Genomic DNA, 17,779 nt, shown 5'->3' with positions numbered 1-17,779 from the left:
CTACGACGTTGCGCTCAGGACGCCTCGGCGATCCGCCGACGCAGGGCCTCCAGTTCCTCAGTGAGCGCGGTCGGCAGCCGGTCGCCGAACTGCGCGAAATACTCCTGGGTCAGGTCGGCCTCCAGCGCCCAGGCGGCCGGGTCCAGTTCGAACAGCTCGTCGAGTTGCTCGTCGGTGAGATCCAGCCCGTGCAGGTTCAAGTCCTCGCGGCGCGGCAGCCGTCCGTTCAGCGAATCGACGGCGTCCACTTCGCCGTTCACCCTTCTCAGCGCCCATTCGATGGCGCGGGCGTTGTCGCCGAAGCCCGGCCATAGGAAGCGGCCGTCGGCGTCCTTACGGAACCAGTTCACCTGGAAGACCCGGGGCGCGTGCTCACCGAGGACCTCGCCCATCCGCAGCCAGTGCGCCCAGTAGTCGGCCATGTTGTAGCCGCAGAACGGCAGCATCGCGAACGGGTCCCGGCGCAGCGACCCGACCGCGCCCTCGGCGGCCGCGGTCTGTTCGGAACTGACGGTGGCGCCGACGAAGACGCCCTGGCGCCAGTCGTAGGTCTCGGTGATCAGCGGCACATTGTGCGCCCGGCGTCCACCGAACAGGATGACGTCGATCGGGACTCCGGCCGGGTCCTCCCAGTCGTCCGAGATCGAGGACGCCTGGTCGGCCCGCACGGTGAACCGGCTGTTCGGGTGCGCGGGGGGAGTGGGCGACTCGGGCGTCCAGTCGTTGCCCTGCCAGTCGATCAGGTGCGCCGGCGGCTCGTCGGTCATCCCCTCCCACCAGATGTCACCGTCGTCGGTGAGCGCCACGTTGGTGAAGATCGTGTCGTGGTCGAGCGAGGCCAGGGCGGTCGGATTGGTCTTCTCGGACGTCCCGGGCGCGACCCCGAAGAAGCCGGCCTCGGGGTTGATCGCGTACAGGCGTCCGTCGGGACCGGGACGCATCCAGGCGATGTCGTCGCCGATGGTCTCCACCTTCCACCCGGGAATTGTCGGACGCAGCATCGCCAGGTTGGTCTTGCCGCAGGCGGACGGGAAGGCGGCGGTCAGATGGTAGGTGCGGCCGTCCGGACCGGTGATCTTGAGGATCAGCATGTGCTCGGCCAGCCAGCCCTCGTCGCGCGCCAGCACCGAGGCGATCCGCAACGCGTAGCACTTCTTGCCCAGCAGGGCGTTGCCGCCGTAGCCGGAGCCGAACGACCAGATCTCGCGGGTCTCGGGGAAGTGGGTGATGTACTTCTCGTCGTTGCACGGCCAGGGCAGGTCGGGACCGCGGTTGCCGTCGGTGTCCACGAGCGGATAGCCGACCGAGTGGACGGCAGGCACCCAGTACTCGCCGGCGCCGATGTGGGCGAGCGCCTCGGTGCCCATCCGGGTCATGATCCGCATGCTGACAACGACATACGGCGAGTCGGTGATCTCGACGCCGAGCTTGGAGATGTTTCCGCCCAGCGGCCCCATCGAGAACGGGATGACATACATCGTGCGACCCCGCATGCAGCCGTCGAACAGCGCTGCCAGAGTCCGTTTCATCTCCGCCGGCTCGGCCCAGTTGTTGGTCGGCCCGGCATCGTGCTCGTGCTCCGAGCAGATATAGGTGCGGGACTCGACCCGCGCCACATCGGACGCCGTCGACCGGGCCAGGTAGCTGTTCGGCCGCTTCTCCTGGTTCAGCTTGATCAGGGTGCCTGCCTCGATCATCTCGGCGTAGAGGCGGTCACGCTCGGCCTCGGAGCCGTCGCACCAGTAGACCTCGTCGGGTTGGGTGAGTTCGGCGACCCCGGCCACCCAGGTGAGGAGCGCCTCGGTGGCGTCCGGCGGCGCGTTCTCAGCGATCTGGCGTGCATCGACCGGCATCACGGACTCCTTCTGCCTGCCACGCTGCAAGCGGTTGGGGCTTTACACCATCCTGCCGTACCGCCGAAGGGTTGGAGTGGTTTGACGGACCGAACGGGCTCGGTTGGACGCGTCCTCGGCGATCAACTAAAGTTGTCCGTCGGTGGTTCGACAGCGTCGGACGCCAAGCGCCCGTAGCTTAACGGATAGAGCATCTGACTACGGATCAGAAGGTTGGGGGTTCGAATCCCTCCGGGCGCGCCAGGCTCCTGCCAAACTCCATCCCAACCGGTCAGCCGCTCGCTTGTCGAATGTGACGACCTCCTGACAACCCGCGCGATTCGCCGCCGCGTCGACGAGTGCATCTGCGAAATCGGCACCACGCCGCGCGGATCTAAGCGCGGCGGCCACGCTCGCCGGATCCTCGGCCCGGATCTCGTCGGCAAGGGAGAGGGCTGCCAACCGGTCGACGACCTCATCTCGTCTGAAACCATAGGAGCGGGTCAGCACCCAATAGAGCTCAGCCCATACAACGGTGGTCACATAGCCGGGAGCGGCCTCCCGCAAGCTGTCGAAGACGGCTGTGGCCAGCGCCACCTGATCGGGGTCGTCCTGGGTGAGATAGCGGACGATGATATTGGTGTCGAGGCCGATCACCGCATGGACTCTGCCGCTGCCGCTGCGATGGCAGCGTCCATCTCGTCGAGGGTTCGCGTCGGGCCAGCGAATCGCAGTGAGCCGGCGAGGTCGCTCACAGGACGCCTCTCGCGGCGCAACTCGATGAACCCCTTCTCGTTCTTCAGAAAGCTCACCCGGCTGCCCGGCTCGAGCCCCAACTCGTCGCGGATGTCCTTCGGAATGGTGATCTGACCCTTGGTGGTCATGGTCCCTGTACTCATCGCTCCTCCTTACCACATAGTAATGCGATCGACGCGTCGCTACCGACCCAACGACCGCCGAGTGGCCCCAGCCACGCTGGGGCCACTCGCTCTGCAGCGAGACGAAGTCAACCGTCAAACGCAAAACCTCAACGAAGGGCTGCGTTTCAAGAGTATCTCTCAAGACAGATAGTTTGCATTTGAAGGTTGAAATGAACCGTGTGTGGATACACTCAGTCAGTGGGTGCCGAGTAGTCCATGCCAACGGTGGCAGGCGCCGCTGACAGGAAAGGGGCGTCATGGACGCAATCACTTTGGAGGACTTGCTTGCCGCCTGCTCGGCGGGAGGATCGAGCCTGCTGACGGTGCGCAGCGAACTTCGGCCAGGCGCCGGCGACCTAGCTGGTGTCGCCCCGGCGCGCTACGTCGACGGCTCCACGCCTACCTACGCCTACGAGACTCGTTGGGACGGAAACGATGCCGTCACAGTTGTGGTGCTCGACTCAAAGGGTTCAAGCGGCAATCGTGTCGAGGCTCCGGTGGCACAGGCGATTCGTGATGGTCATCCGGTCCTATCCAGGGTTCCGAGGCTGACCGTGACTTACCAGGGTCAGGAGACTCTGATGGATCTCGACGTTCCGCACAGGTGGGCCGATGCCCACTTCCGGGCCGGCACGATCGACGGAACGCCGACGACAAGCGATCCCAGGTACCGCGCGCTTCGCGATGCCACTCCGGCGAATGCCAGCGCTCTGCTGCACGCCAGCCCGGTCGGCCTCGTCCTGGGCGTATGGGACTCGACTCGGAAAGCCCGCCAGGCCCGCTACCGGAGCGCGCTCGTTGGCGAGGTGATTGGAATCGTCGCTGATCAGTCGGCTCAACCCACGCCTCCACGTCGTGGTGCGGCCCGCTTCGATACCATCGCTCCGAGCGTTCGCCTGTCCGGGACAGACTTGGAGCGGCTGGTCGCGCAACAGGCGTCGGAGCTCAGTGAGAACAACCTCAAGAAGATTCGCGAGGACATCCGCAAGGCGAAGGGTGGGCCGGTGTCCGCCGCAGGCATCGGCCTGGGCTCGATTCCACCGTCGATGACCGGGCTGGGGTTTGTCGCGTGTCGCCGAATCGTGCGGCATCACGTCCTGTCCTTCGCGGCGCTTCGCCAGATCCGGTTCGGGCTCGGCGTCGAGGGTGACGCCGCAGCGCGAGCGCTTCTGGCCGCGCTCGCGCTCAACGGGCTAGTCCGTAGCAACTCGGAGCTGGCACTGCGGGCGAACTGCGACCTGATCGAGGCATCGCCCACGGTGATCGAGATCGACCAACGTCAGGGAGCGGTCGGGCAACGGCGCCCACCGTCGATCGAGGAGGCCGATGACTTGCTCGAACAGGCACTCGTACGAGCCGAACGCCATGGTGTCGACTGGCACGGGCAGACGTTGGACATCGTCGGTGACCCTGCCGTGGCCGGCGGCATTGCCGACGACGCCGAGTAGTAGGTGTGTCGTGACGACGATGACCATTCGTGCCGAGTTCCCGCTCGGCACGTTCCTGGGGCACCATGATGTCGGCAAGCGCGCTCCATTTCCGGATACCACAAGGCTCTTCTCAGCACTGGTTCATGCCGCGAGCAAAGGCATCACGGCGGTTGAGAGGGCGGGCGATCTCCGGATGAGCGCCGCCAGCGCTGCCACACTGCGTTGGCTGGAGGATCATCCGCCGGCTGCCCTGGTGCACCCCGATCTGCGTTTCGTCTCGGCGCGCTCTGCCAGTGCTTGGCGTGCCGAGGGAGTCTTCGAGAAGCGGGGATCGGCGATCCAGAGTCGCAAGACCCTCAAGCGCCAGTCGGATGGGGTGGCGGTTCGGGGATCCTTCGCGTGGATCTGGTACGACGTGCCGGCTGAGGTCCGGTCTGTGTGCGTGGACCTGGTCGGAGACGTTTCCTGTCTGGGCGAAGCCGATAGCCCTGCGCGGCTCACCGTCGATGACACACCCACCGAGCCGACCCACCGAATCGCAGAAGTCCAGACCGCTTTCGCGAGGCCGGGCGGCCTCGCCGTTCGAACTCCGGTTGCCGGGCGCCTCGACGAGCTCAATTCCGACTACGACCTTGGTTGGGGTATCCATCGGCCATCGGTAGCGCAGGACAAGCACACGACGTCGCAACTGCCGCTGGAATCACAGCCCTCGACCCGGAGAGTGCACGAACTGACTTACCGCCCGATTCAAGCCGCGACGAGCAGCGCCCCATGGACGCACGCGATCGTGGTACCGGTCGATTCGACGGCCGGCCCGTCGTTCGGTGATCCCCGGTGCTCGGTGGCGTGGGCCGTCGCGATGCATCGCGCGATCGCCGCGTGTGCCGGGGATGATGCGCCACCGATCCTTACCGGCGTTTACCCGGCGGGGGCGGACCGCCCGCCCAATAGGGTCGCGATCCAGTGCCTTCCTGCCGGGGCGCCGGTCGCGTTCGATGCGACGGGTCCCGCTTTTGTGATCCTGATTCCCGAGTCCGTCCGGGCAGATGATCTATTGCTTTTGCATCGAGCGTTGGCGTCACTGCGTACTGTTCGCATCTCGGCGCGTGCCCGGCGCAAGAGTGACTCGGGTCCGGTTGTCGAGCAAGTCGTGGTTCACGACTATGCCGTGGTTGATGCGCATCGGTTCTGGCGGCCAGCTGGCGCGGGCGTCCGACGGCTTTGGGCGCCGAGGGTGCCACTAATACCGGAGGTGCGGCCACATCGTCGGCACGGCTGGGACTTGGAAACGGCGGCCAAGGTGTCAATCGGTCACGTCTGGCGTGATCTGCTCCCGGCCGCGTCGTCACGAGCCGAGCTCGTGGCTGGGGTCGAGGAACGAGGGGTCGCGGTGTACGACGCGCATCTGCTTCTCGACAGCCACGTCTCGCGGTACGTCCACAAGGCCCCTCGCAACGTGGTCGTCCAGCCGTACACGTGCCTGGTCGACCTGGGCGACCTGGCATCACCACAGTCGGCGTCGGCGATCGGCCAGACGAGACATCTTGGTGGCGGTCTGCTCGTGCCGGTTGACATCGTCGCTGCGCCGGCGGTGAGCGAGGTGCGATCATGAGCATCGCCGTTAGCGCGTTTGTCCCGTTCTACAAAGCGCTGTACGGGTTCGTGCCCTTCCAGTGGCAGATCCGTCTGCTTGAGCACGTCGTGACGACCGGAAAGTGGCCCTCCGTGATCGACGCTCCCACTGGCGCAGGCAAGTCGAGTGTCGTCGACATTCACGTCTTCGCCAATGCTCTCTACGGTGCTGGTGTCGGCGCCCGGGTGCCACGACGACTCGCGACGGTGGTCAATCGCCGGGCGCTGGTCGATTCCCAGTTCGACCGCGCCCACGACCTCGCCGAGAAGCTGCAGGACGCCACCGATGGCGTGTTGGCCGAGGCGGCTTCGGCGATCGCGTCCATGAGCTTTCAGCTGAGGCATGAGGGTGGCCCGCTGAGGGTGGTGAGTCTCCGTGGTGGGCAGCCGACCGACCGAACCTGGGTGGACGACCCGGGCGCGGTTATGATCATCGCGGCGACGCCCGACATGTGGGGCAGCAGGCTGATGTTCCGGGGCTATGCCACATCAAGGCGAGCCAGGCCGCGGGATGCGGGTCTTCTAGCGATCGACAGCGTCGTCGTAGTCGACGAGGCGCACCTGAGCCGGCAGCTGGCGCGTACGGCCGAGAATGTGTCCTTGATCGCGGCGGCCACGGCTGCGCCCCTTCATCCCGTGCCCACGCTCAACGTCGTGTCTTCCACCGCCACCCGTGTCGGGCCCGTGGACGAGCGCGTTAGCGTGGAGGCCGGGGACTTCGATGTCGATAGGCAGCTTGCACGTCGAATGCAGACAACCAAGACACTGTCCATCCGACACGTTCCCGGTCCGGGTAGAGAGGCGCCTACAAGGTCGAGGTACACGGACTTCCTGACCGACCAGGCGCTCGAGCTTCGCGGCGCCGTCTCCGAAGACGCGAAGCCCACGGTGCTCGTCATCGTCAATCGCCGTTTGACCGCGGCGGCTGTGGCCGATGCGCTGGCAGAACGTGTTGGCGAGGAGCGCGTCGCCTGTTGGGCAGGTCGGATGCGCCCGATGGATCTGAAGTCGATGCGTGACGACCGCCCCGGAATCCTCACGACGGCGGGCCACCGGGACACCTGGTTCCTCGTCGCGACCCAGACGGCCGAGGTCGGTGTCGACCTGGATTGCGCGGCGATGGTGACCGAACTGGCGCCAGGCTCGGCGCTGGCTCAGCGATTCGGACGCGTGAACCGTCTCGGCGAGCGTCCGTCGGCCACGGTCCGAGTAGTCGTGCCGGCGGGGGAGCTTGCAGACGCTCCGCCGTATGCTGCGAAGGATCTTGAGGACGCTCGAGAGTGGTTGGCCCGAGTGGGTGACGGGGGAGATGTCTGCCCCTGGCGGCTGCACGAGTCTCCGCCGCCCGTCGAGCGCGACCGCCGTTTGGCATACAGCGACTTGTGGCCCGGAGACGCCGAACTGCTTGCTCGGACCACTGAGGATCTGTTCGAGGAGCCGGACCTGGCCTTCTGGCTGCGCGACGACTTGGATGACGAGCAGTCGCCCGTGAGCCTGGTTCTGCGGCAGTTGCCCGACGACGACTCGGCTGCCGCGGCGCTTCTGACTCAGACCCCGGTTGAAGCCCCGGAGGTATTCCCCGCCACGGTGGCGGAGGCTAGGCGGGTTGTCGATCGAGCGCTCGCGGGCGTGAGTGCCGGTGGCGGGCACGGGCCGCGAGCGTTCAAGGTCGACGACGAGGTTGCACTGCTATCGAAGTCGACCGACGTCCGGCCAGGGGACACGATCGTCGTCGACCACGATCAGCGGGTGGCGCGTCGCAACGTGCTTGTGCCCGAGCCGCCTTCATCGGGCCCGCTGCAGCCATTGTGGAGTGGTGACATGACGCATGTCGTATGGCCCAACGACACGAGTAGTTGGATTGCCGGGATAGATTTGTGCGCCGAACTGGCAGGTGTGTCGGTCGATGACGCGCAGGAGGTCTTTGACGCGCTAGTCGGCGACAACCGGCAGGACGATAGACGACGACAGGTACGTATCGCGCCGGAGCTCTCGGACGGTGTCGATCCTCTTCCATGGGTCGTACTTCAACGAAACGACGCCGTCGCACTGGACGAGACCGTACGTCAGACCTGGAGCCCGTCATCCGCGCTGGGCGATCCGGTTCTCGTCCTCCTGGATGGTCACCAGCAGGCCGTGGCGGATCGCGCCGAGAAGATGGGTGGGCAGGTCGGGTTGCCATCCGACGTGATCGCTGCTCTCCGCGACGCCGGGCTGCACCACGACGACGGCAAGAAGTCTCCTGCCTTTCAGCAGATGTTGCGTGACGTTTCGCAGAGTCCAGTGCCGATCTCCGCCGACCCTCTCGCCAAGTCGGTGGGGTCCAGTTCGCAGCGAGCGCGTCGGGCGAGCTCACTACGTCCCGGGTGGCGGCACGAGCAGTTGTCAGCGGCGTATGCGCTCGCTGAACTGGGCACAGACGACCATGCTGCTATCGTTGCTCGGCTCGTCGGTACGAGTCACGGCCATGGACGGCCGTTCTTTCCCCATGGAGCTTTGGGGCTGGTGGGAGGAGAGGGTCTACCCGACGGCGTCCTCGATGCCGCGAGCTCGCTCTATCAAACGGGTGGGGGCTGGTCGGAGGTACTCGAACGTACCGACGAGCGATACGGGGTCTGGGGGATCGCCTACCTCGAAGCCGTGCTTCGCGCGGCCGACGGAACCGTATCCCGGGAGGGGTCATGACCGCGATCGCGCTGACCGGACGCATCGGCGAGGCGCTCAGCCACTTTGTCGCGGTCGGCGCTGCCGCCATTGCTCGGCAGGCGGGGTATGCAGCGTACTTCTACTGGTCGGACGAGTCCGTCCCCGTCGCCACGCTTGAGGTCGGTCTCGACCTCGAGAGCCTCGCGGCGGTCGTCCGAGAGCATGCTCAGGAGCAGTCGTCCGAGGACTCCTGGGCGCTACGGACCGCGTCAGGTGGGCCGCGTCATGGTGCCGGCCTGTTTAGCGTTCGGGCCAAGGGCGTTAGGCCAGACGAGTGGGCAGCCTATGGCGAGCAGCGTCGGCGGTCACGCCGGGCGTTGGTCGGTCCGGGACTCGGCGAACGTCTCCTGACGGCGCTCGGGGAGCCAGCCTGGTGGCTCATTGATGTGCAGGGCCGATCCCTGGACGATGGTGGCTCACGATGGGAGATGAAGACGCGCAATCGGGGCGAGGAGTTCTTCGTCCACCGATTCGTGCCACTCGGACGAGTCGTTGCCGAGCGGGAAGTCGGCGACATCGCTGCGGGCCTCAGCGGGTGTGCTGTGATCGACGAACTGGGCAGTGGCGCCACCTCCCGTACTGCCACGGGCTTGCGTACCCCGGGTCCGACGGATTCGGCGGTCGCCTGGTGTGCTCTCTGGGGCCTGCACGCGATGCCGACGATCGCGCGGCGGAGTTCCGTCAGCCAGTCGGCATGCGTGTGGCCACGCCATATAGTTCATCCCCGGACCGCTGTCCTGCCAGTATTCACCGAGCCGGTGTCGCCGAGGCGGTTCGCGGAGATCTGCGCGAGCATCTCGCTCGATCGAGCGGGGGCACGACTGGGCGGCAGGCCGGACCCGGAAGCCGAACTCCGGGCCGACACCGCGCGTAAGTGGCTTGCCGAGCAAGGGGTCCGTGCGCTGGTTCGATTCGAAGTCAAGAAGGTCGGCAGCTCGAGCGCACCGGAACGGCAGATCCTCGCCGGTGATCTGGAGGTTCTGAATGGACGTGAGTAGCTCGGACCCGCTGCCGATCAGCCTGGTGGCCCACACGGTCTTCTGCGAGCGACGTGCGTGGCTCGAAGCGTCGGGAGAACAGGTCGGGAGTGTTGCCATCGAACAGGGGCTGGCCGATCATAAGGCCGTCGACAGACGCGCTGACGAGCGGATGAACCTCCGTAGGTGAATCGACCTCTTTCACGATGGCCTCGGGATCATTGGCAAGTGCGACACGGTCAAGGTGGACGGTGACACGGTTGACTTGATCGAGTTCAAGTCGTCGCCACTTCGGCGGCTAGCCGAAGTAACCGATGCGCAGCGGGTGCAGTTGGCCCTCCAACGGCTGTGCCTCGAGCGAACGGGCCTCGCCGTTCGATCCCAAGCTGTGTATTTCACGACACAGCGTCGGACCGTGCCGGTCGATCTCGCTGAGGCGGACTTCACGGAGGCGATTGACTTCGTCCGACGAACACGTGCGCTGGTCGAGTTGCGAACACCGCCCGCGTCCTTGGTGGACGACCGGCGGTGCGGCTCATGTTCCCACGTCTCGGTGTGTCTGCCCGACGAGTCCCGCGAGAAGCACACGGCACGACGCATCGGTGTCCGCGATCCCAACGGGGAGGTCCTCCACGTCACCCACCCAGGTGCTCGGGTCGCTTTGCGTGGCGGACGCGCAGTAGTCACCGCCTTGGGTGAGGAGATTGGGTCCGTCCCGATCGAGCGCGTTGACGCTTTGGTCCTCTACGGCAACGTCGACGTGTCCTCAGCGCTCATTCGGGAGTTGATGTTCCACCGCAAGCAGGTGCTTTGGACGTCGTGGACCGGCCGGTTGATCGGGTACGCACGTTCGGCATGGTCGCCAAATGGTCAGGCGCGGGTCGAGCAGCACACCGCGTCCCGCGAAGGGCGCCTCGATCTGGCACGTGAACTCATCGCGTCGAAGATTGCGAATCAGGCGACGCAACTGAGGCGCAACGCGAGAGGGGACGGCGCAGCGGCGGCCGGCAAGATCCGGGCGCTGGCCGGGGAGTGCCGCACGGCCCGTGACGTCCAGCAGATCTTCGGCCTCGAAGGTGACGCCGCCGCTCTCTATTTCGGCAGGTTCGACCAGCTGATCGCCTCGCCACAAGGGGACTGGTGTCGCTCCACCTGGCCAGGGCGGCAAGGGAGGGGCGCGGGCGACCCGCTCAATGTCGCGCTCAACTACGTGTACGGCGTTCTGCTCGGTGAAGTCATCCGTGGAGTGGTCGCGGCCGGGCTCGACCCGCATGCTGGCTTCGTCCACTCGAGCGGACGGAACAAGCCTGCTCTGGCACTTGATCTCATGGAGCAATTTCGCCCGGTCATCGCTGACTCGGTCGTCATCTCGGCTGTCAACAACGGTGAGTTCGCGGCCACCATGGTTACCACGGTGCTGGGTGGCACTCGCCTGCGAGATACCGGGCGTCGCGCGCTCCTGGCGGCTTTTGAACGCAGGATCAGGACGGAGTTCACCCATCCGACCTATGGATACAAGATCACCTGGCGACGTGCGGTCGAGGTCCAGGCCCGGATGATCTTGGGCGTACTCGACCGAAGCTGCGATCGCTACATTGGGGTTCGGGTCCGATGACCCGCGCGGACCGCCGCAGGATCCTGGTGTGCTACGACGTGACCGACGACCGGCGCCGAAATCGACTTGCGAAGAAACTTAGGTCGTTTGGTGACCGGGTGCAGTACAGCGTGTTTGTGGTCGATGGAACGCCGGTCGCACTGAACCGGATGAGGCGGGCTGTTGAAGATGTCGCCGACCTGAAGCAGGATTCCGTCCTGTTCTGCGACCTTGGCAGCCTCGCAACAGTTGAGGCAACCCGGTTTGTCTACCTGGGTCGCCAGAAGTCGATCACAGGGTTGGACTCATTCATTCTGTGACCGCGAGAGGCCTCGGTGCCCACCTCTGGGCCAGGAGCGCTCGTGCAACGTTAGTCCTTGTCAGTACCTGCTTCGCGTGCCGATGGCACATCGGGTAAGGCTTTGTTGACCACAATCCGACGGACCGCTCGCGGATTGCGATATTGACCGTTGTCAGACGCAGTATATTTGCGCCGCAGTCGCTGGCCCTTCGGGGCCGGCCCTTCGTTGAGGACCTTCCCGGGGCGGGGTTCACGAACCTCACCCCGGGCAGTCGCTGGATCCTCAAGGATCAGCTGCTGCGCGGGAATCAGAGGTCGCTGGCCCTTCGGGGCCGGCCCTTCGTTGAGGACCTTCCCGGGGCGGGGTTCACGAACCTCACCCCGGGCAGTCGCTGGCCCTTCGGGGCCGGCCCTTCGTTGAGGAGCGGTCATGTGCGCGGCGAATCAGCCGGCGTGGATGGTGTCGCTGGCCCTTCGGGGCCGGCCCTTCGTTGAGGAGCCTTCCTGGGCGGCCATATGGGCTGCTGACTGGCAGTCGCTGGCCCTTCGGGGCCGGCCCTTCGTTGAGGACCGCTGCATATGCGCAACATCACCTTCGACGGGTTCGGTCGCTGGCCCTTCGGGGCCGGCCCTTCGTTGAGGAAGCCAGGGCGCACGGACGACGGCCTACGCGCGCAACGGCAAGTCGCTGGCCCTTCGGGGCCGGCCCTTCGTTGAGGAGATCGCCTCCTTGAAGCTCGGCAGCGAGGCCAGCGTCGCTGGCCCTTCGGGGCCGGCCCTTCGTTGAGGATGGACGCCGGGCGTCTGCAGCCCGAAGCCCTTCGGTCGCTGGCCCTTCGGGGCCGGCCCTTCGTTGAGGACCGAACTCGCCGATGATCACCGGCAGCCCAGCAGCGTGGTCGCTGGCCCTTCGGGGCCGGCCCTTCGTTGAGGAGAGCACTTCGTCGGTCTCGTCGTCGATCACGAGGAAGTCGCTGGCCCTTCGGGGCCGGCCCTTCGTTGAGGATTCCCCAACGTGGAGGTCACCGGTCTCGACTTGAACGTCGCTGGCCCTTCGGGGCCGGCCCTTCGTTGAGGATCCCGTCGACGGGACCCTCCAGGTGATGGGGCAGGCGCAAGTCGCTGGCCCTTCGGGGCCGGCCCTTCGTTGAGGACGCAATCAGTGGCGCGCCACCAATCAACCGGACCGTCGCTGGCCCTTCGGGGCCGGCCCTTCGTTGAGGATGCGCAACCCTCTTGCCGAGCGTGGTGGCGTAGTCGACGGTCGCTGGCCCTTCGGGGCCGGCCCTTCGTTGAGGATGCGCAACCCTCTTGCCGAGCGTGGTGGCGTAGTCGACGGTCGCTGGCCCTTCGGGGCCGGCCCTTCGTTGAGGAACCGAGCGGCCGGCGCGGAGCATGCTCTTGGTGCCGTCGCTGGCCCTTCGGGGCCGGCCCTTCGTTGAGGAATGCCCTCGGTGAAGACGGTTGATTCGGCAGCACCGACGTCGCTGGCCCTTCGGGGCCGGCCCTTCGTTGAGGATGGTGCTGTTGCTCACGGGCCGCCCAGACCAGCACCCGTCGCTGGCCCTTCGGGGCCGGCCCTTCGTTGAGGACTAGCGAGAGCCCGGTTCCTCAGATTGAGGGACGGGCGTCGCTGGCCCTTCGGGGCCGGCCCTTCGTTGAGGACTGATCCCCGAGGTTGACGACCCGGACGACCAGGCGGTCGCTGGCCCTTCGTTGAGGAGTGGTTCGACAGCGGTAACGACAACGCCCCCTACGTGTCGCTGGCCCTTCGGGGCCGGCCCTTCGTTGAGGAGACATCGAGACGTGCAACGGGGTGACCGTGTGCGCCAAGTCGCTGGCCCTTCGGGGCCGGCCCTTCGTTGAGGACTCCAGCCGTCGGACGTGCCGGGCGCGAAGAACGCCGGTCGCTGGCCTTCGGGGCCGGCCCTTCGTTGAGGAATCAACTAAACTAGGTACTACCGGGGGGATACCCCGGGTCGCTGGCCCTTCGGGGCCGGCCCTTCGTTGAGGACCGGGCCAGATTGCTGGTGTTCGCGGGCCACGTGATGTCGCTGGCTCTTCGGGGCCGGCCCTTCGTTGAGGAGCTCACATGGACCTAGAGGGCCGCACGTGGGGCGTAGTGGTCGCTGGCCCTTCGGGGCCGGCCCTTCGTTGAGGAGGCCCTACCGAGGCGCCACCGGAGCCCCCCACGCCAGTCGCTGGCCCTTCGGGGCCGGCCCTTCGTTGAGGATGCGAATGGACGTTCACGAAGAGGAACTTGCCGGAGGCGGTCGCTGGCCCTTCGGGGCCGGCCCTTCGTTGAGGATGCAAATCGGGCCAGTCCGGGTTGGAGATTCATCGTCGCTGGCCCTTCGGGGCCGGCCCTTCGTTGAGGAGTCTCGAAGACCTCCACCACGCCAGGCGACTGGCGCGGGTCGCTGGCCCTTCGGGGCCGGCCCTTCGTTGAGGATGGCTTAACGGAGGCCCCGCCTTCGACGTCATCGCCAAGGTCGCTGGCCCTTCGGGGCCGGCCCTTCGTTGAGGATCGGCATGGGTCAGTTCTGCTCCGCGCAGTTCGGTGAGGTCGCTGGCCCTTCGGGGCCGGCCCTTCGTTGAGGACAGACGGCCTACCGGGCCTCCGCGGGAGGCACGCTCGTGTCGCTGGCCCTTCGGGGCCGGCCCTTCGTTGAGGAGATTCCCGCATGCAGGACGACGACCGCCTCTACCCGGTCGCTGGCCCTTCGGGGCCGGCCCTTCGTTGAGGATCGTGCATGCTGGCCGGGATGTGCGGCTGCGCTCCGAGTCCGCTGGCCCTTCGGGGCCGGCCCTTCGTTGAGGAGTCCTCACCTACCTCACCCGCCGCGGCGAAATCTCCCGGTCGCTGGCCCTTCGGGGCAGGCTCTTCGTTGAGGATGGGACGTGGCAGGCATGTGCACCGCCACCATCCAAGGTCGCTGGCCCTTCGGGGCCGGCCCTTCGTTGAGGATTCTGGACGTCCGGCGCACGCATCAGCATCGGTAGTGCTTCGTCGCTGGCCCTTCGGGGCCGGCCCTTCGTTGAGGACCTTGACCACCGCCGCGCTAACTGCGGTCGCGGTCGCTGGCCCTTCGGGGCCGGCCCTTCGTTGAGGACGCAGTGTTGACCGGATTGACGATCGACGCCTTGAGTCGCTGGCCCTTCGGGGCCGGCCCTTCGTTGAGGAAGCGCGACACCGCCCGGAAGCATCCCCGTCGCATGGAGTCGCTGGCCCTTCGGGGCTGGCCCTTCGTTGAGGAGGCTCCTACTACCCCAAGACCGACACCTACGAACCGGATGTGTCGCTGGCCCTTCGGGGCCGGCCCTTCGTTGAGGACTGAACAGCAATAGCCCCGGCGGCGGTCGCCCAGCCGGGTCGCTGGCCCTTCGGGGCCGGCCCTTCGTTGAGGATACGTCCGCGACATCATCCGGGAGATTCCGACCGCCGGTCGCTGGCCCTTCGTTGAGGAGGCGGGACGGCGTACGGGAACTCGGGTGGATCCGCGCGAGTCGCTGGCCCTTCGGGGCTGGCCCTTCGTTGAGGATACGACCGCGGCCACGCCTCCGTTCGGCGCAATGCTGTCTGTCGCTGGCCCTCCGTTGAGGACTGCCGCCGACGATGCGGAGGCGAGTGGCGCCAGCGGGTCGCTGGCCCTTCGGGGCCGGCCCTTCGTTGAGGACCGCGGTCGCACCGTGATCGGTTCGGTCGCGGTCGCTGGCCCTTCGTTGAGGCTCTTTCGGCGGAGGATAGACCGCTCCAACATTGCGGTCGCGTCGCCGGCCCTTCGTTGAGGCTCGAAGACGGGATCGGCGGCGGTGAAGTGGTGCTGTTCGGTCACCGGGGGGTGATCGGCTCTTCGTGCCGGTTGCGCGAATCGCGGCAGCGCGGCGGACTATGGGGGCACGGTTGGGCACAGGTCGGCGCTGGGATGAGCACGAGGTCGCGTCATCTGGGGCGAGGATCAATCTGATTTTTCAGCAAGGGGCCACGGTATGTCGGCCGAGGTGTGTCCATTCTCCGCCTAGTGAGAATAGGTTCCGAGCAGATCTTCTAGCTTCTGATCGTCGGGGGATTCGACGACATAAGGAGCTTTCATGCGTACCCTCCGACGGCGCTCCCTGCTGCTCACCGCAGCACTCACGTTGATTGCGGCCACACCGGCGGCGACTGGTATCGCCAAAGCCGAGTCCACCACCTACCGGCGCATCTGGGCGGCCACCGCGCCGGCCTACCAGCGACTGCCCGCTGACGCACCCATCGATGTAAACAGCCTAGCCATCGTGCAGAACATCAAGCGCTACGGCATCGAGCAGTACGGCGTCCAGGCTCGGAACCTGCCGTCGATGAACCTGGCCCTGCGGCAGTTCTCGAACCCGCTCTGGGTCGCGCGGAATTCTGACCCGAGCTATGACATTCAATTTAGCGATTGTCAGAACAAGCGGTATCTGCCTAGGGAGTTTCAGAGTCTGAAGGGCGTGCGCATCCCGGACGAGGCCAAGCAGTCTGCCGGCAGCGACGGTCAGATGGTCATTTTCAATGCCGACACCGGCCGCTACGTCGATCTGTGGCAGGCGTTCAAGGCGGAGGGAAAGTGGTACGCCTGCTGGGGTGGGTCCATCGCCAACTCCTATGAGTCCGAAGGGATCTTCCCCGTGCCGAGCGGGGTGTCGGCGTCCGGCTTGGCACTTGAGCCCTACACGGTGAAGGTCGCGGAGCTTCGGGCGGGGCGGATCGACCACGCGATCGGCATCCATCTTCCGCCGCAGGTGCTCGACCGGTACGTCTCGAAGCCGGCCACCCGGACCGACGGCAACCGTCCGCGCAGCGACAACACGATTTCCGAGGGCCAGCTGCTGCGGCTGCCCGCCGATCTCGACATCGACGCCCTGAATCTGCACCCGGTCGCCAGGATCATCGCCAAGGGCGTGCAAGAGCACGGGTTCATGGTCGCCGACGGCAGCATCGGCATCAACATCTCGCTCGAGAACGCGTCCACGTTCGCCAAGGATCCCTACCCTGAGCTGCTCGGCAAAGCGGACACCTACAACGTGATGTGGGGTGGCAGAAACTGGCAGTACGGAGCCTTCCCGTTCGACAAGCTGCAGGCGGTCGAGCGGGACTACATTCCGGCGGCTCAGTCGATCGAGATCACCGATCAGCGTGAAAGCAGCTTCGGGTTCAAGGCCAACGGAGCGCCTACCGGTGCGCGGCTGGTGGTCACCTGGTGGCGCGAGGGTGAGGGGCAGCGCACCTCGGTGAGGCACATGGACTGGTGGTCCGGACGGCAGATCGGCTATCGCAATGCGCAGGCGAGGCTGGTCGATTCGGCCGGCCGGACGCTCGCGACCTCGGACATCATCAGGAGATGGTGAACGCGTCCCCGATCAGGCTTCTCGACAAGCGGTTTCGCGCTCACTACCCTCGGTTGCCATGGTCCTGCCCCCGAGCGTGCCCGACTGGATGCGACCTCGGGGGCTGCCACCGCACCGGATGCCCTCCGCGCAGGCGCTGCAACGGCTGCGGTCGGGAAACCACCGGCACCTGCGCCAGTTGAGCGGAGAGTCGGCAGGTGGGGACATCACGCCCGCCGACTTTCCGTACGCGCTGGTGGTCGGCTGCATGGAGCCGGGGGCGGCCGGCGAGGAGCTTTTCGCCGAACGGCCGGGTGCGATCGAGTGTGTGCGGACGGCGGGTCCAAGCCTCGGGGCGGACGCGATGGCAGCGATCGAGTTCGCCGCGCTGGTGCAGAACGTCGGCGTCGTCCTGGTGCTGGCGCACCCCGGCTGCGCGGCGCTCGCGTCCGCCCGCGCGGCTCGTCGCGCCACTGGGCTCAACCTGTCACCCTCGCTGGCCGAGTGGGTGCAGACCGCGTCGGCCGGGACTGCGGGCGAAGACCCGGCGCTCGGTCACGTCCGTGCGTTGCGCGCTCGGCTGCGGGCGGCGGACGCGTTGCTCACACTGACCCGCAGCGGCCAGGTGAAGATCGCCGGCGGTGTTCTCGACCCGGTCACTCGGGAGATCGCGTTCCTGCCGGACGAGCCGGACGATTTCGTCGAGGAGTGCGACCCGCCGCAGCGGCCGGACTCGACGCGGTACGGCAGCTGAGAGTCTTGACGCCGACCGGGCACGGGTCTCGACAAGCGCGACCAGCGGTGGGGATGTGACTGGTCAGGGTCTCGACAGGCACGACCAGCGGTGAGGGCTGACTGGCGATCGGGGTCTCGACAAGCTCGACCGGCAACCAGGGGCTCGACAGCCTCGCCAGCGGGCGCCCGACCGGGCGCTCGTTCATGACCCGTTCACCTCGGACTTGTCACGGCGACGGCCCCCGGAAACCTGGCCTCCTTAGCTTTCTGACGGCGAGCGGACTTACCGCCGTCCCGATCAGG

11 protein-coding genes, 1 tRNA gene and 2 CRISPR repeat arrays are annotated in these 17,779 nt (G+C 66.6%); of the genes, 9 read left to right on the top strand and 3 right to left on the bottom strand.

The genetic code is table 11. The features are described from left to right. Window positions 1-14 precede the first annotated feature (14 nt). Entirely contained in the window at window positions 15-1,853 is a 1,839-nt protein-coding gene (locus QM711_RS17530; RefSeq protein ID WP_415101695.1) for a phosphoenolpyruvate carboxykinase (GTP), read from the bottom strand. 167 nt (window positions 1,854-2,020) lie between these two features. Here QM711_RS17530 and QM711_RS17525 point away from each other — a divergent pair. Next, window positions 2,021-2,096 (top strand) — tRNA-Arg (locus tag QM711_RS17525). Here the strand turns inward: QM711_RS17525 and QM711_RS17520 are convergent. Next, on the bottom strand, window positions 2,052-2,489 hold the full coding sequence (locus QM711_RS17520; RefSeq protein WP_415102305.1) for a PIN domain-containing protein: 438 nt from the start codon (window positions 2,487-2,489) through the stop codon (window positions 2,052-2,054). The two genes, QM711_RS17525 and QM711_RS17520, sit on opposite strands and share 45 nt — an antisense overlap. After that, window positions 2,486-2,731, bottom strand: coding sequence for an AbrB/MazE/SpoVT family DNA-binding domain-containing protein (locus tag QM711_RS17515; protein ID WP_415101693.1), 246 nt, complete (start codon window positions 2,729-2,731; stop codon window positions 2,486-2,488). The genes QM711_RS17520 and QM711_RS17515 overlap by 4 nt, the downstream gene beginning before the upstream one ends. Before the next feature lie 278 nt (window positions 2,732-3,009). On the opposite strand from QM711_RS17515, the gene cas7u reads away from it, so the two are divergent. The 8 genes from cas7u (at window position 3,010) to QM711_RS17475 (ending at window position 17,495) form a co-directional block, all read left to right on the top strand. Then, on the top strand, window positions 3,010-4,200 hold the full coding sequence (gene cas7u / locus QM711_RS17510) for a type I-U CRISPR-associated RAMP protein Csb1/Cas7u (protein WP_415101691.1): 1,191 nt from the start codon (window positions 3,010-3,012) through the stop codon (window positions 4,198-4,200). Window positions 4,201-4,219: 19 nt separating this feature from the next. Then, a complete protein-coding gene (csb2, locus tag QM711_RS17505) occupies window positions 4,220-5,794 on the top strand; it encodes a type I-U CRISPR-associated protein Csb2 (protein WP_415102302.1) in 1,575 nt (524 codons plus the stop codon). After that, window positions 5,791-8,499, top strand: coding sequence for a type I-U CRISPR-associated helicase/endonuclease Cas3 (gene cas3u / locus QM711_RS17500; RefSeq protein ID WP_415101689.1), 2,709 nt, complete (start codon window positions 5,791-5,793; stop codon window positions 8,497-8,499). The genes csb2 and cas3u overlap by 4 nt, the downstream gene beginning before the upstream one ends. Beyond that, the gene (locus QM711_RS17495; protein ID WP_415101687.1) at window positions 8,496-9,518 is read left to right on the top strand and encodes a hypothetical protein; all 1,023 of its coding nucleotides are present in this window, start codon (window positions 8,496-8,498) and stop codon (window positions 9,516-9,518) included. Before cas3u ends, QM711_RS17495 begins: the two co-directional genes overlap by 4 nt. A gap of 169 nt (window positions 9,519-9,687) precedes the next feature. Then, window positions 9,688-11,112: a CRISPR-associated endonuclease Cas1 gene (gene cas1, locus QM711_RS17490; protein WP_415102300.1), complete on the top strand. Its 1,425-nt coding sequence runs from the start codon at window positions 9,688-9,690 to the stop codon at window positions 11,110-11,112. Beyond that, on the top strand, window positions 11,109-11,411 hold the full coding sequence (gene cas2, locus QM711_RS17485; RefSeq protein ID WP_415101685.1) for a CRISPR-associated endonuclease Cas2: 303 nt from the start codon (window positions 11,109-11,111) through the stop codon (window positions 11,409-11,411). Before cas1 ends, cas2 begins: the two co-directional genes overlap by 4 nt. 178 nt (window positions 11,412-11,589) lie before the next feature. Continuing rightward, window positions 11,590-13,057: direct repeats of the CRISPR family, unit length 36 nt; unit sequence GTCGCTGGCCCTTCGGGGCCGGCCCTTCGTTGAGGA. 93 nt (window positions 13,058-13,150) lie between these two features. Beyond that, window positions 13,151-14,800: direct repeats of the CRISPR family, unit length 36 nt; unit sequence GTCGCTGGCCCTTCGGGGCCGGCCCTTCGTTGAGGA. 684 nt (window positions 14,801-15,484) lie between these two features. Further along, a complete protein-coding gene (locus tag QM711_RS17480) occupies window positions 15,485-16,762 on the top strand; it encodes a hypothetical protein (protein WP_415101683.1) in 1,278 nt (425 codons plus the stop codon). 58 nt (window positions 16,763-16,820) lie between these two features. Then, the gene (locus QM711_RS17475) at window positions 16,821-17,495 is read left to right on the top strand and encodes a carbonic anhydrase (RefSeq protein ID WP_415101681.1); all 675 of its coding nucleotides are present in this window, start codon (window positions 16,821-16,823) and stop codon (window positions 17,493-17,495) included. The last annotated feature ends 284 nt before the right edge of the window (window positions 17,496-17,779 follow it).

Source organism: Micropruina sp. (assembly GCF_047602385.1).
In the GTDB taxonomy this organism is placed as follows: Bacteria; Actinomycetota; Actinomycetes; order Propionibacteriales; family Propionibacteriaceae; genus Micropruina.
This window is presented reverse-complemented; position numbering and strand designations above follow the sequence as displayed.

Coding starts and splice junctions, on each gene's coding strand:
- QM711_RS17530 (WP_415101695.1), bottom strand. CDS start 1,853: ATGCCGGTCGATGCACGCCAGATCGCTGAGAACGCGCCGCCGGACGCC.
- QM711_RS17515 (WP_415101693.1), bottom strand. CDS start 2,731: ATGAGTACAGGGACCATGACCACCAAGGGTCAGATCACCATTCCGAAG.
- cas7u (WP_415101691.1), top strand. CDS start 3,010: ATGGACGCAATCACTTTGGAGGACTTGCTTGCCGCCTGCTCGGCGGGA.
- csb2 (WP_415102302.1), top strand. CDS start 4,220: ATGACCATTCGTGCCGAGTTCCCGCTCGGCACGTTCCTGGGGCACCAT.
- cas3u (WP_415101689.1), top strand. CDS start 5,791: ATGAGCATCGCCGTTAGCGCGTTTGTCCCGTTCTACAAAGCGCTGTAC.
- QM711_RS17495 (WP_415101687.1), top strand. CDS start 8,496: ATGACCGCGATCGCGCTGACCGGACGCATCGGCGAGGCGCTCAGCCAC.
- cas2 (WP_415101685.1), top strand. CDS start 11,109: ATGACCCGCGCGGACCGCCGCAGGATCCTGGTGTGCTACGACGTGACC.
- QM711_RS17480 (WP_415101683.1), top strand. CDS start 15,485: ATGCGTACCCTCCGACGGCGCTCCCTGCTGCTCACCGCAGCACTCACG.
- QM711_RS17475 (WP_415101681.1), top strand. CDS start 16,821: ATGGTCCTGCCCCCGAGCGTGCCCGACTGGATGCGACCTCGGGGGCTG.